This is a genomic window from Streptomyces sp. Ru73, from assembly GCF_002920575.1.
In the GTDB taxonomy this organism is placed as follows: Bacteria; Actinomycetota; Actinomycetes; order Streptomycetales; family Streptomycetaceae; genus Streptomyces.
Map to the genome: position 1 here is coordinate 1 of NZ_PQSQ01000021.1, position 12,949 is coordinate 12,949.

Below are 12,949 nucleotides of genomic sequence, written 5' to 3' on the forward strand. Positions count from 1 at the left end.
CCGGAGTCGGACTACGCCGACTTCGCCGCGTTCGCCGTCTCCCACAAGCGCATCGGACCCGTCGAGCACGACTGACCGGCCGCCTCGGGGCCGTCGTGCATGGCGGTCAGGAGGACTCGCGCACCACCAGCTCGGTGGGCAGGGTGATGTGCTGCCGCGGGCTGTCCGGGTCGGCGATCTCGCGCAGCAGCACCCGCGCGATGGTGGTGCCCAGCTCCTCGACGGGCTGGCGGACGGTCGTCAGCGGCGGGCTGGTGTGCCGGGCGATGAAGGAGTCGTCGAAGCCGACGACCGCCACGTCCTCGGGGACGCGCCGTCCGTGTGCCCGCAGCTCGGCCAGGGCGCCCACCGCCATCACGTCGGAGGCGACGAAGAGTGCGTCGAGGCCGGGCACGCGCGCCAGGAGCTCGCGTACGGCGGTCCGGCCGCCCTCCTCGGTGAAGTCCGACCGGGCCACCAGGCGCTCGTCCGGCCGCGCCCCGGCCTCCCGCAGCGCCTCCTGCCAGCCCTGGAGCCGGCCACGCCCGACGTCCATGTCCATCGGCCCGGTCACCGTCGCGATGGTGGTGCGGCCCCGCTCCAGCAGGTGCCGTACGGCGGCGCGGGCACCGCCCACGTTGTCGGCGTGTGCGTGGCTGAGCGACTCCTCGGGGCTGCGGCGGCCGGCCAGCACGGTGGGCAGGCCCATGCCCTCCAGCAGTGCCGGCAGCGGGTCGTGCTCGTGCACCGAGGCCACCAGCACGCCGTCCACCCGGCGCTCGGCGACGGACTCGGTGAGCCGGTCGCGCTCACCCTGGTCACGGACGAGGATCAGCTGGAGCTGGGTCCTGGTGTCCGCGAGCCCGGTGCTGACGCCGCGGATGACGGCCGCGAAGTACGGCTCGGCGCCCAGCCGGGACTCCGACTCCGGGATCACCAGCGCGATGGAGTTGGTCCTGCTGGTGACCAGGCCGCGGGCGACGGAGTTCGGTACGTACTTCAGCTCGGCGATCGCGGCGAGGACGGCGGCCCTGGCCTCGTCGCTGACGAGCGTGGAACCGTTGATGACCCGGGAGACCGTGGTGCGGCCGACGCCGGCGCGCGCCGCCACGGTCTTTATGGTCGGCCGCTGTCCGCCCGCCATCGCGCCTCCCCCGCCGTGTCCCGTCCCCGCGCCCTTCACCAGCGCATTGTGCCAGACCCCGCGGGGTGCCCGGCCGGGTTTCGGGCGGACCGGGAGCGGAGTGCCAACTGCCTTATGTGTTCAAGTCATTGACACGGGCCCCGGCTGCGGCCACTCTTCCGGAACACCGGTGGGCACGTTCCCAGTGGCTGGCTGCCGCGAATGGGAACGTACCCACTTCGCCATGGACCCGGGAGGGGAATAACGGTGAGCGTTCGGAAAACGATGGCAAGGAGATCCGTGGCCGTGGTGGCGGCCACGGCCGCGCTGGCCCTGGTCGCCGGCTGCGGCAGCAGCGACGACGGCGGCACCGGCGGCGGCGTGAAGGACGGCAAGGTCACCATCACCATGGGCCTGTACGGCGTCATGGGCTTCAAGGAGACCGGCCTGCTGGAGCGCTACGAGAAGGACCACCCGAACGTCACCATCAAGGCGGAGATAGCCGGTGACGAGCAGACCTACTACACCGCGCTGCAGACCCATCTCGCGGCGGGCAGCGGCCTGAAGGACATCCAGGGCATCGAAGTGGGGCGCGCCAAGGAGCTCGTGGACACCCGGGCCGACAAGTTCGCCGACCTCTCCAAGGTCCCCGGAACCGGTCATTTCCTGCCCTGGAAGCAGAACCAGGTCACCACCGCCGACAAGAAGGTCATCGGCCTCGGCACGGACATCGGCCCGATGGCCGTCTGCTACCGCAAGGACATGTTCGCCAAGGCGGGGCTGCCCACCGACCGCGAGAAGGTCGCCGCGCTGTGGGCGGGCGACTGGTCGAAGTACGTCGAGGCGGGGCGGAAGTTCAAGGCCGGCTACAAGGGCAAGGGCGTGGCCTTCATGGACACCGCCAGCGGCCTGTTCAACGCCATGATCTACGGCAGCCCGCAGCAGTTCTACGACACGAAGGGCGAGCTGATCTACCAGGACAACCCGGTGGTCACCGGCGCCTGGGACCTGGCGGCGAAGGCCGGTTCCGCGGGGCTGACCGCCAAGCTGCGCCAGTTCCAGCCCGGCTGGGACCCCGGCCTGGCCAACAGCACGTTCGCCACGACGGTGTGCCCGGCGTGGATGCTGGCCCACATCAGCGAGAAGGCGGGCCCGCAGAACAAGGGCAAGTGGGACGTGGCCAAGGCCCCCAAGGGCGCCAACTGGGGCGGTTCGTTCCTCGGCGTGATGGAGCAGAGCCCGGTCAAGGAGGAGGCGAAGAAGCTGGTCGCCTGGCTCACGGCACCGGAGCAGCAGGCGTACCTCTTCGAGAAGCTCGGCAACTTCCCGTCCTCGGAGAAGGCGCTGAAGGCGTCCGAGGTGGCCGGCGCCAAGTCCGAGTACTTCAGCGGGGCGCCCATCGGGAAGATCTTCGGCGCGGCCGCCCGGGAGATCCCCGACAAGCAGGTGCTCGGCCGCAAGGACGGCACGATCAAGGACATCTTCCAGCAGGGCCTGTCGCTCGTCGAGGCACAGGGCAAGAGCAAGGAAGCGGCCTGGAAGACCACCACCGACCGCATCCAGAAGGCCGCCGGCTGACCGCCGGGCACCGACCGACACAGGAGGATCCCGGTGGCCCTGCAGACCTTCCGGCGGCACACGTTCTGGCACCGGCTGGACGTGCGCGGCGCGCCGTACGCGTTCGTCGCCCCGTTCTTCGTCGTCTTCGCCGCGTTCAGCTTCTATCCCCTGCTCTACACCGCGTGGATCTCGCTGCACCGGGTGGAGCTGTCCTCGCTGGACCTCATGGAGTGGGTGGGCTTCGACAACTACGTGGCGCTGTGGCAGGACGAGCGCTTCTGGAACGCGCTCGCCAACACCTTCACGCTCGGCGTGGTCTCCACCGTCCCGCAGCTGCTGATGGCGCTGGGGCTGGCGCACCTGCTCCACTACCGGCTGCGCGGCTCGGTGTTCTTCCGGGTCGCGGCGCTGACGCCGTACGCGACGTCGGTGGGCGCGGCGGCGCTGGTGTTCACGATGCTCTTCGAGCGCGACTTCGGCATGATCAACTGGCTGCTGGGGCTGGTCGGTCTGGACCCGGTCAACTGGGAGAACGACAAGTGGGCGGCGCAGCTCGCCATCTCCTCGATCGTCATCTGGCGCTGGACGGGCTACAACGCGCTGCTGTACCTGGCGGCGATGCAGGCCGTGCCGGCGGAGCGGTACGAGGCGGCGGCGCTGGACGGCGCCTCGCGCTGGCAGCAGTTCCGCATGGTCACGGTGCCCGGCATCCGGTCCACCGTCGTCTTCACCATCGTGCTGTCCACGATCGGCGCGACCCAGCTCTTCGGTGAGCCGCTGATCTTCGGCCAGGGCCCGAACGGCATCACGGGCGGCGCCGACAACCAGTACCAGACGCTGGGTCTGCTTCTGTACGAGGAGGGCTGGAAGAACTACCAGATGGGGCGCGCGGCGACCATCGCCTGGGCGATGTTCCTGCTGCTGGTCCTGATTTTCCTCGGCCAGCGCGTCGTCCGGCGCCTGACCTCCCGTGCGGCCGCTGCCCGGCCCGTCCTGTCCAGGAGCGGCACGTGACCACCACCGACAGTCTCCAGGTCCCGGCGGCGGGGCGGCGCCCCGCAGCACCGGCGGGCCGTACGCGTCCTCCCGCGCGCCGCCGGCTGTCCCTGCGGCCCGCCGCCGGGCGCCAGCACCACGCCGGGCCCGTCGCCTACGTCCTGCTGGGCATCGCCACCCTCGCCTCGCTGTTCCCGCTGTACTGGACGATGGTGGCGGCCTCCAGCGACAACACCCGGGTCTCGCAGACCCCGCCGCCGTTCCTGCCGGGCCCGCACCTCTTCGAGAACCTGGGCAAGGCGTGGCGGGACGCGGCGCTGGGCAAGGCCATGACGAACAGCCTGATCGTGGCCGGCGTCATCGCGCTGTCCACCGTGCTGTTCGCGACCCTGGCCGGCTTCGCCTTCGCCAAGCTCCGCTTCCGGGGGCGCAACGTCCTGCTCATGCTGGTGATCGGCACGATGATGGTGCCGCCGCAGCTGGGCGTCGTACCGCTGTTCATGATGATGAGCGACCTGGGCTGGGGCCAGCAGCTGCCGGCGGTCATCTTCCCCACCCTGGTCAGCGCGGTCGGCGTGTTCTTCATGCGGCAGTACCTGGCGGAGGCGCTGCCGGACGAGCTGGTCGAGGCCGGCCGGGTGGACGGCGCGCACTCGCTCCGCATCTTCTGGAGCATCGTGCTGCCGGTCGCCCGGCCCGCGATGGCGGTCCTCTTCATGATCACGTTCGTGCACGCGTGGAACGACTTCTTCTGGCCGTTCATCGCGCTGGACATGACCAATCCGACGGTCCCGGTGGCGCTGACCCAGCTCAGCGCCGGCTACGTCCGCGACCAGTCGCTGATCATGGCGGGCGCGCTGCTCGGCACGCTGCCCCTGCTGGCGATGTTCGTCGTCTTCGGCCGCCAGATCGTGGGCGGCATCATGCAGGGCGCGGTGAAGGGATGACCGCTCCTTCCGACTCCCCCGCTTCCGTATCCGTACCGGAAAGGACCCCCTTGACCACCGCATCGCACACCGTCGCCACCGAAGCGCGGCCCGCGGCCGCCCGTACGTTCCCGCCCGGCTTCCTGTGGGGCACGGCCACCGCCGCCTACCAGATCGAGGGCGCGGCGGCGGAGGACGGCCGGACGCCGTCCATCTGGGACACCTTCGCGCGCACGCCGGGCAAGGTGCGCAACGGCGACACCGGTGACATCGCCACGGACCACTACCACCGCTGGCGCGAGGACGTCGCGCTCATGGCGGACCTGGGCGTGGGCGCGTACCGCTTCTCGCTGTCCTGGCCCCGGGTGCAGCCCACCGGGCGCGGACCGGCCGTGCAGAAGGGCCTGGACTTCTACCGGCGGCTCACCGACGAGCTGCTGGAGAAGGGCATCCAGCCGGTCGTCACGCTGTACCACTGGGACCTGCCGCAGGAGCTGGAGGACGCGGGCGGCTGGCCGGAGCGGGCCACCACCGACCGGTTCGCGGAGTACGCGGCACTGGCCGTGGAGGCGCTGGGCGACCGGGTCCGCACCTGGACCACGCTCAACGAGCCGTGGTGCAGCGCGTTCCTCGGCCACGCCTCCGGGGTGCACGCGCCGGGCCGTACCGACCCGGTGGCCGCGCTGCGGGCCGCACACCACCTCAACCTCGCGCACGGCAAGGCCGTCCAGGCGCTGCGGGCCGGGCTGCCGGACGAGGCGGACGTCTCGATCACGCTCAACCTGCACCATGTGCGTGCCCGTACCGACGGCCCGCGGGACGCGGACGCGGCGCGCCGCATCGACGCGCTGGCCAACCGGGTGTTCACCGGGCCGCTGCTGCACGGTGCCTACCCCGCCGACCTGCTGGCCGACACGGCGCGGCTGACGGACTGGTCCTTCGTGCGGGACGGTGACACCGCGGTGATCCGCCAGCCGCTGGACTTCCTCGGCGTCAACTACTACACGCCGACGCTGGTGTCAGCGGCGGACGGGACGACGGCGGACCACTCCTTCGACGGTCACGGCGCCAGTGGGCACAGCCCGTGGCCGGGCGCCGACGACGTGGTCTTCCACCGGCCGCCGGGGCGGACGACGGCGATGGGCTGGGCGGTCGATCCGAGCGGCCTGTACGACCTGCTGCTGCGGGTGAAGGGGGACGTGCCCGACCTGCCGCTGATGATCACGGAGAACGGCGTGGCGTGCGACGACTACGCCGACCCCGGCGGCACGGTGCGCGACCCGGACCGGATCGCGTACCTGCACGGCCACCTGGCGGCCGTGCACCGCGCGATCGAGGCCGGTGTCGACGTGCGCGGCTACTTCCTGTGGTCGCTGCTGGACAACTTCGAGTGGGGGTACGGCTACAGCAAGCGGTTCGGCGCGGTGTACGTGGACTATCCGACGGGCCGACGCATCCCGAAGGCGAGCGCTCACTGGTACGCGGACGTGGCCCGCGCGAACGCGCTCCCGGAGGAGGCCGGGGCGGAGGACTGACTCGCGGCGCGCCGGGGCCCGTGGCGTCACCACGGCACGGGCCCTCAGGTCAGCAGCGTGAGCAGATGCGCGCAGGCGGCCGCCTCGTCCGGGTGCCGGGCGAGGGGCTCGTACCTGCCGCGTTCGTACGTGCCGGTCTCCCACGCCCCGTCCGGCGTCCTGCGCAGGTACAGGAAGTCGGGGGGCGTGGGGGCCGGCTCGTGGACGCCTTCGATGTAGTAGTGGCCGTCGGCGACCCCGGCGGCGCGCAGCGCCGACCGCAGTTCTCGCCGGTCCATGGCGTCCCCTCCGGCGGTCCTGTCCGGGCTACGCGTCGCTGCGCGCGAGGTACCGGTGGTCGACCAGCCACTTGACGTTGAGCCGCTGGCCCTGGCCCGGGTCGAGGAACACCGCGTCCAGCTTGATCTGCTGGCCGCCGCCGGGCTGTTCGAACCAGGGTGCGATGCTGCCCTGCCACACCCAGAACGGCTTGATCACCTTGTACGTGTGGTAGTCGCAGGGCGCGGCCGGCTCGCGGGTGTTGAGGTTCTGCGGGGGCAGGGCCCGCTCGGCGTACGGGTCGCCGGCCGGCGCCAGGTAGCCGCCGAACTCGGAGCCGAAGCGGTCCAGCCGCTGGCCGGTGCGCAGCTTCGTGGGCTCCTTGTCCACCTCGCCGTTGACCTGGGCGAAGCCGTCGTTGGGCGGGTACTTCCAGCCGCCGGAGTCCGCGGGGCCCTGCCAGTACTTCTTGAGGAAGGCGCCGGGCGAGAGGGAACCGGTCCGCTGGTACCCCTTGAGCAGCGGGCCCACCGGCGCCAGCCGCTTGTTCGGCAGCCACTGGGGGCCGAGCCGCGCGTCACCCTGGAACTTGCCGGTGCAGGGCTGATGGCGGGCGGCGGAGGCGGCCGGGCGCTCCTTGTCCTGCTGCTGCGGTGCCGCGCTCGCGGCGGGGGCCGCCGCCAGCCCGGCGGCGAGGCCGAGTGCGGCGAGCACGGTACGAAGACGGTTCACTCAGGGTTCTCCTCGTGCGGACCTGGTGCGTGCCGAGGGCGCGCCGGCCGGCGGCACGCGGGGTCGCACGCCGCCGGCCGGCTGCTGATACGCCATCAGCTCTGGGCTTTCCGCACGGTAACCGTTCGGTCACGCGGAGCGGTAGCGGGCCGGGCCGATTTCCGGCCACCGCCGGGGCCGGTACGCATGCCGGCAGGGGGCCGCCGTCCGGTCGGCCCCCTGCCGTGGGGGTGGTGCGTTTCGTACGGGCGTTCCCCGTCCGGCCGTGGCCGGGAGGGTCAGAGGCCCAGCAGCCCCAGTCCGAGGAGGCCGCCCTTGCCGCCGCCACCGAGGAGACCGCTGTTGCCCTTCTGCGGGGTCTCGCCCTTGGTCGCGTCGTCCTGCGGCATGCCGCCCTGGCCGGGCTGGAGACCCGGCATGCCGTTCGGGTCCTCACCCTGGGCAGGGCCCTGCGGCTGTGGCTGCGGGTCACCCGGGACGCTCGCCGGGGCGTTGACGGGGTCCTCGTCACCGATGTCGGCGGACTGGACGGTGCCGGCGCCGGAGGCCGGCGCGTGAGCGGCGGCCAGCGGGGCGCCGAAGAGGACGATCATGGAGGCGGCGGCTGCCGCACCTGCCGCGAGTCGGGTACGCACGGTGCTCTCTCCCTCGCATCATGGATGTGACGTGTCCGTCCTTCCGCGCCGCGCCGCATGGCTAACGGAGCTTCACCCGACTACCGGACGGCGGGTCACTGAATCGCACGGTGACCGAGGTGGCGACGGGTCGTTGAGCCATGAGGGTGCGTGAGGTGGCTCACGGGAAAGAGGGGGCATCGGCCGCGTGGGGCTGGGTACGAGGCCCCGAGATCGCCGAGCGGGATACCGGTATGAAAGGGTGGAATCTCGGCGAAACGCAACACCGAAAGGAGCCGCCATGTCGTCCAAGCGCCGCCGCAAGAAGAAGGCACGTCGCAAGAACGGTGCCAACCACGGCAGCCGTCCCCAGTCCTGAAGGACGGGAACGCGCGAGGAAGGCCGGTGGCGCCATGGTCCACCGGCCTTTCCGCATGTCCGGGGCCGGCGACGGCCGGCCCCGAGGTCAGTCCAGCACGTACGCGAAGGTGTACGGGACGGACCGCGCCCCGTGCACGGCGGTGAAGCCGCCGGTGCCGCGCAGCCCGGCCAGCTCGCCGGTGGCGGTCCCCGGCACGACCTCGAAGGTGCAGTGCACGGTCCCGTCGGCGTCGAACGAGCCGCGCTCCTCCACGACGAAGGTGCCCTCCCGGCCGTCGAGGCTGCCGGTCAGCACCTCCATCCCCGTGAACGTCCCGGTCTTCTCCGTCCCGTAGACGATGGTGTACTCGCACGTCGTCCCCGCGGCGCTGATGCCGCCGGAGAAGGAGTTGGTGACGGAGGCGTGCGCGAGCTTCGGGTGTGCCTCGCCCGGACTGACGGTGCGCTCCTCCCAGTCGGCGTAGGTGAAGTGGCCGGAGGTCTGTACGGGCATGGCCGCCCTCTCGATCGGTCGCACGGCTCGTCCGCGCGGTCTGCGCCCAGCTTCGCGCCCGTACCTGACACCTCCTGTCAGGTACGGCCACAATGAGCCCATGCGTGCCGACCGGCTTCTCTCCCTGCTCCTGCTGCTCCAGAACCGCGGGCGGATGACGGCGCCCGAACTGGCCGCCGAGCTGGAGGTGTCGGTACGCACCGTCTACCGGGACATCGAGGCGCTCGGCGCCTCGGGCGTCCCGGTGTGCGCCGACCGCGGCCCGGCCGGCGGCTACCGCCTGATGGACGGGTACCGCACCCGGCTGACCGGGCTCACCGACGCGGAGGCCGACTCGCTGTTCCTCGCCGGCGCGCCCGGCGCGGCACGTGAACTGGGCCTCGGCGCGGTCCTCGCCACCGCCCAGCTGAAGCTGGAAGCCGCCCTGCCCGCCGCGCTCGCTGACCGCGCCCGGCGCATCCAGGAGCGCTTCCACCTCGACGCGCCGGCCTGGTTCCGGGACGCCGACCCGGTGCCGCGCCTGGCGACCGTCGCCCGTGCGGTGTGGGAACAGCGGGCGCTGGACGTCCACTACCGGCGGTGGCACGGCGAGGGCCGCCGGACACTGCACCCGCTCGGCCTCGTACTCAAGGGCGGCATCTGGTACGTGGTCGCGCGGGCCGGTGAAGCGATCCGCACCTACCGGATATCGCGGCTGGTGACGGCGGAGACCACCGGCGAGCCCTTCGAGCGGCCCGACGGCTTCGACCTGGCCGGGTACTGGGCGGAGTCGGCGCGCCGCCTGGAGGCCGCGCTGTACCGGGGCACCGCCCGGCTGCGGATCTCGCCGCGCGCCAGGAAGCTGCTCCCGATGCACTTCGGCGCCGCGGGCACGCGTGCCCTGGAGGCGGCCGGGCCGCCCGACGACGAGGGCTGGGCGGTGGTGGAGATGGCGGTCGAGGGAGAGGCCGTCGCGGTCGGCGATCTGCTCCGGCTCGGCACGGAGGCGGAGGTGCTCGGCCCGCCGGAGCTGCGGGCCGCCGTCGCCCGTACCGCCACCGCACTGGCGCGGCGGTACGCGGACACGTCCTGACCGCGCGGGCGGGGCGGTTCAGCCGGCCGGGCTCGTGGCGTCCGCGATGAGCCGGTGGGCCGCGGCGTCGATGCGTGCGGTGTCGCCGGTGACCAGCCGGTCCTGGCAGAGTCCGCGCAGCCCGGAGACCAGGAGCGTGGCCCGGACCCTGGCGTCCTGCGCGTCGTGGCCGAGTCGTCCGTACGCGGCGGCGATCGGGCCGACCATCACCTCGACCGCGTCGGCGGCCAGCGCGCCGTACGGCTCGGGCTGGGTGGTCGACAGGCTGAGCAGCTGGAGCAGCATGCGGACCAGGCCGCGCTGCTTGCCGACCGTGATCGCCTCCCACAGCGCGTGGGCGGCGGCGTGCAGTCCGGCCGCGTCGTGGACGGTGCCGAACATGGCCTCGGCGTCGGGCCGGCTCGCGGCGAGGGCCTGCGCGAGGAGGTTCTCCCGGCTGCCGAAGTAGTAGAGCAGCATGCGTTTGCTGGTGCCCACCGCCTCCGCGAGGGGGCTCAGGGACAGGCCGGCCAGCCCGTGGTGTTCGAGGTGGCGCACCACCTTGTCCAGCAGTTCGGTCCGTTTCCCGGAGTCAGTCGCACGAGGCACCCCTTGACCGTACCGATCGGTACGCCTACAGTCCAACGCATTCCGCGATGTACCGATCGGTACATCAACAGCGCACGGACCAGGAGGCAGGGCATGGCAAGCGGCCCGAACATCGCGATCGTGGGTGCCGGAATCGGCGGGCTCACCCTGGCACTCGCCCTGCGGGCCCGCGGCATCGACGCGGAGATCCACGAGCAGGCACCCGAGCTGCGCGAGGTCGGCGCCGCCGTCGCGCTCTCGGCCAACGCCACCCGGCTGCTCGCCCGGCTGGGCCTGGACGAGCGGCTGACGGCGGCCGGCGCCCAGCCGACGGAACTGGTCTACCGGCACTGGAAGGACGGCCGCCGGATCGCCGCGCATCCGGTCGGCGCTGCGTACCGCGAGCAGTTCGGCGGCCCCTACCTCGGCGTGCACCGGGCCGCCTTCCAGCGCATCCTCGGGGACGCCTGGGGCAACGAGCGGCTGCACCTCGGTACGGCGGTCAGCGACGTGCACGAGGACCCGGCGGACGGGGCTCGCGCGGACGGGGCCGGGGGCGCGGTGCGGCTGGACTTCGCCGACGGCCGCAGCACGCGGGCCGACCTGGTCGTGGGCGCGGACGGCGTGCACTCCGCCGTGCGCCGCCGGATCACCGCCGAGGACGTCACGGCGTACTCCGGCACCAGCGGCTTCCGCGGTCTCGTGCCGGCGGCCGCGATGCCCTCGCTGCCCGACCCGGACGCCATCCAGTTCTGGATGGGCCCCGGTGCGCACGTGCTGCACTACCCCATCGACAGCACCGGCACGGTCAACTTCCTCGCGGTGGTGGAGGGTCCCGCGCAGTGGACCACGGACGGCTGGCGGACGGAGGCCGCGCCCGGTGAGCTGCCGGCCGCGTTCGAGGGCTGGCACCCGGCGATCACCGAGATGCTGTCCGGCGCGCCGCAGAGCGCGCGGTGGGGGCTGTTCGGGCAGGCGCCGCTGCGGCGCTGGAGCCGGGGCCGGGCGGTCCTGGTCGGGGACGCGGCGCACGCGATGCTGCCGCACCACGGGCAGGGCGCCAACCAGACCATCGAGGACGCGGTGACGCTGGCGGACTGCCTGGCCGAAGCGCGCGACGCCGGCGGGTCCGGCGCGTACGACGCGGCCCTGCGGCGGTACGAGCGACTGCGCCGGGTCCGCACCCGTCAGATACAGCGCAGTTCCTGGGTGACCTCGGCGCTGCTGCATCTGCCCGACGGGCCGGCGGCCGAGCGGCGGGACCGGAAGCTGGCCGCGGTCCCGGCGGACTTCGGGTGGATCCACGCGCACGACGCACAGCGGGCCATGGCGCCCGCTGTTGCCTGACGCATCGTCAACAGAGCGCAAAGCGGCGGTGCCGCACCCGTATCGGTGCGGCACCGCCGCCGGTCCGTGCGACAGGTCAGCCGTCGGCCGGTCCGGTCAGTAGCCCGTGCCGTACATGCCGACCTGGCCCATCCAGTACGCGGCGGCCTCGGCGTTGCCGAAGGTGGTGACGCCGTCGTGCCCACCGACGCTGGTGGCGCTGGTCGCGGAGCCGCTCAGCATGCCGCTGATGCTGTCGTGGTCGTGCGCGGAGGCGATGCCGCTCAGCGGAACGATGGCGGCGGAGGCCAGGGCGAGGGACACAGCGGTGCGGGCAACAATCTTGCGCATGTCTTACCTCTTCAGGTAGGTGGGTTGATCGCTGCCATGCTTCACCTCCCGCCCGTTTCCCCACGCGCGACGCTCGGGCAATTGCCCCTGATGGCCGACCGAGGTCCATCAGGTCACCGAGTCGTCGGATTTTCAGTGGATTCGGCCGCCCGGGTCGCGCCCCGCGCCACCGCCCGGAACCACTGCGGCGTACGCCCGTCCCGCTTGCGGAAGAACTTGGAGAAGTCGCCGGGCTCGCGGAAACCGAGCCGGCGGGAGATCTCGGCCGCCGGCGCGTCGGTGTGCACCAGCAGGCGCTTGGCCTCCAGGAGGATGCGCGCGTCGAGGTACTGCTTCGCGGTCATGCCGGTCGCGGCCAGCGTGGCGCGGGTGAGGGTACGGGTGTTGTAGCCCAGCGCCGCGGCGTAGTCGGCGACGCGGTGGGTGTCGGCGAAGTCCCGCTCGACGGCGGCGTGGTAGTGCGCGAAGGTGCCGCCGGGCCGGTGGGTCGCGGGCGCGTCGGGGCGGGCGTGCGCGAGCCGCAGCAGCAGCACGGTGAGCAGCAGGCGCAGCGTCTCGATGTGCGCCTGGAGGGGGATCGACGACAGGTCGGCGTATTCGTGGGTGAGGTGGCGCAGGGCGAGCTGGGCGGCGCGCGCGTGCGGCCCCTCCGGGACGAGCGGGCCCTGCTCGAAGGGGACCTCGGCGTCGACGAAGCCGGGTTTCCAGATGACGAGGGTGCCGCGCGCCGCCGCCAGGTCCTCCGGCGTGTACTGGTGCACCTGGCCCGACCGTACCCACAGCCAGCTGCCGGGGCCCAGCACGTGCTCCGAGAAGTCCACGGTGTGCCGCAGGGTGCCCGCGCCGACGTGGATCAGGTGGTGGAAGTCGGGGCGCTGGGGCGCCGCGAGGTCGATGCCGCGGCGGTCGCCGCGGATGCGCAGTTCGGCGAAGTCCAGGACGTCCATGCCGAGGGGTGCCCCGAGAGTCGGCCGGTAGGCGACGTCCGTGATCGAGAGCTGTCCGTTTTTCCCCATACCGAGTCCGTAGCGTACCG

At 72.5% G+C, this 12,949-nt stretch carries 15 protein-coding genes; 7 read left to right on the forward strand and 8 right to left on the reverse strand.

The annotated features are described in order from the left end of the window. Positions 1 to 106: 106 nt before the first annotated feature. A complete protein-coding gene (locus C3486_RS12515) occupies positions 107 to 1,123 on the reverse strand; it encodes a LacI family DNA-binding transcriptional regulator (RefSeq protein WP_103832717.1) in 1,017 nt (338 codons plus the stop codon). 264 nt (positions 1,124 to 1,387) lie between these two features. On the opposite strand from C3486_RS12515, the gene C3486_RS12520 reads away from it, so the two are divergent. Genes C3486_RS12520 through C3486_RS12535 form a run of 4 tightly spaced genes read left to right on the forward strand, consistent with a single transcriptional unit; the run spans position 1,388 to position 6,119 of the window. Beyond that, positions 1,388 to 2,680 carry an ABC transporter substrate-binding protein gene (locus tag C3486_RS12520; protein ID WP_181138523.1) on the forward strand — a complete coding sequence of 431 codons (1,293 nt, stop codon included), beginning with the start codon at positions 1,388 to 1,390 and terminating at the stop codon, positions 2,678 to 2,680. 27 nt (positions 2,681 to 2,707) lie between these two features. Then, complete coding sequence (locus C3486_RS12525; RefSeq protein ID WP_103832719.1) at positions 2,708 to 3,676, forward strand: carbohydrate ABC transporter permease; 969 nt, start codon at positions 2,708 to 2,710, stop codon at positions 3,674 to 3,676. Continuing rightward, a complete protein-coding gene (locus C3486_RS12530) occupies positions 3,673 to 4,605 on the forward strand; it encodes a carbohydrate ABC transporter permease (RefSeq protein WP_103832720.1) in 933 nt (310 codons plus the stop codon). Before C3486_RS12525 ends, C3486_RS12530 begins: the two co-directional genes overlap by 4 nt. After that, positions 4,602 to 6,119 carry a GH1 family beta-glucosidase gene (locus C3486_RS12535; protein WP_103832721.1) on the forward strand — a complete coding sequence of 506 codons (1,518 nt, stop codon included), beginning with the start codon at positions 4,602 to 4,604 and terminating at the stop codon, positions 6,117 to 6,119. Before C3486_RS12530 ends, C3486_RS12535 begins: the two co-directional genes overlap by 4 nt. A gap of 44 nt (positions 6,120 to 6,163) precedes the next feature. Here the strand turns inward: C3486_RS12535 and C3486_RS12540 are convergent, their stop codons facing one another. The 3 genes from C3486_RS12540 to C3486_RS12550 form a co-directional block, all read right to left on the reverse strand. After that, positions 6,164 to 6,397, reverse strand: a complete 234-nt coding sequence (locus tag C3486_RS12540; RefSeq protein ID WP_103832722.1) for a hypothetical protein — start codon at positions 6,395 to 6,397, stop codon at positions 6,164 to 6,166. Positions 6,398 to 6,425: 28 nt separating this feature from the next. After that, the gene (locus tag C3486_RS12545; RefSeq protein ID WP_103832723.1) at positions 6,426 to 7,109 is read right to left on the reverse strand and encodes a TNT domain-containing protein; all 684 of its coding nucleotides are present in this window, start codon (positions 7,107 to 7,109) and stop codon (positions 6,426 to 6,428) included. Positions 7,110 to 7,387: 278 nt separating this feature from the next. Then, positions 7,388 to 7,744 (reverse strand): hypothetical protein, encoded by a 357-nt coding sequence (locus C3486_RS12550; protein ID WP_146074990.1) that lies wholly within the window; start codon positions 7,742 to 7,744, stop codon positions 7,388 to 7,390. Positions 7,745 to 8,024: 280 nt separating this feature from the next. On the opposite strand from C3486_RS12550, the gene C3486_RS38765 reads away from it, so the two are divergent. Next, positions 8,025 to 8,102 (forward strand): 50S ribosomal protein bL37, encoded by a 78-nt coding sequence (locus tag C3486_RS38765; RefSeq protein WP_370443954.1) that lies wholly within the window; start codon positions 8,025 to 8,027, stop codon positions 8,100 to 8,102. Between the two features lie 87 nt (positions 8,103 to 8,189). On the opposite strand, the gene C3486_RS12555 is transcribed toward C3486_RS38765, so the two are convergent. After that, a complete protein-coding gene (locus C3486_RS12555; protein ID WP_103832725.1) occupies positions 8,190 to 8,597 on the reverse strand; it encodes a DUF3224 domain-containing protein in 408 nt (135 codons plus the stop codon). A 100-nt stretch (positions 8,598 to 8,697) separates the two neighbouring features. Between C3486_RS12555 and C3486_RS12560 the strand changes: the two genes are divergently transcribed. Beyond that, positions 8,698 to 9,669, forward strand: a complete 972-nt coding sequence (locus tag C3486_RS12560; protein WP_103832726.1) for a YafY family protein — start codon at positions 8,698 to 8,700, stop codon at positions 9,667 to 9,669. An 18-nt stretch (positions 9,670 to 9,687) separates the two neighbouring features. Here the strand turns inward: C3486_RS12560 and C3486_RS12565 are convergent, their stop codons facing one another. Next, positions 9,688 to 10,257, reverse strand: coding sequence for a TetR/AcrR family transcriptional regulator (locus C3486_RS12565; protein ID WP_103832727.1), 570 nt, complete (start codon positions 10,255 to 10,257; stop codon positions 9,688 to 9,690). 93 nt (positions 10,258 to 10,350) lie between these two features. Between C3486_RS12565 and C3486_RS12570 the strand changes: the two genes are divergently transcribed. Next, positions 10,351 to 11,583: an FAD-dependent monooxygenase gene (locus tag C3486_RS12570; RefSeq protein ID WP_103832728.1), complete on the forward strand. Its 1,233-nt coding sequence runs from the start codon at positions 10,351 to 10,353 to the stop codon at positions 11,581 to 11,583. A gap of 96 nt (positions 11,584 to 11,679) precedes the next feature. On the opposite strand, the gene C3486_RS12575 is transcribed toward C3486_RS12570, so the two are convergent. After that, positions 11,680 to 11,913 (reverse strand): hypothetical protein, encoded by a 234-nt coding sequence (locus C3486_RS12575; protein ID WP_146074991.1) that lies wholly within the window; start codon positions 11,911 to 11,913, stop codon positions 11,680 to 11,682. 113 nt (positions 11,914 to 12,026) lie between these two features. Then, positions 12,027 to 12,929 (reverse strand): AraC family transcriptional regulator, encoded by a 903-nt coding sequence (locus C3486_RS12580; protein ID WP_258052740.1) that lies wholly within the window; start codon positions 12,927 to 12,929, stop codon positions 12,027 to 12,029. Positions 12,930 to 12,949: the final 20 nt, after the last annotated feature.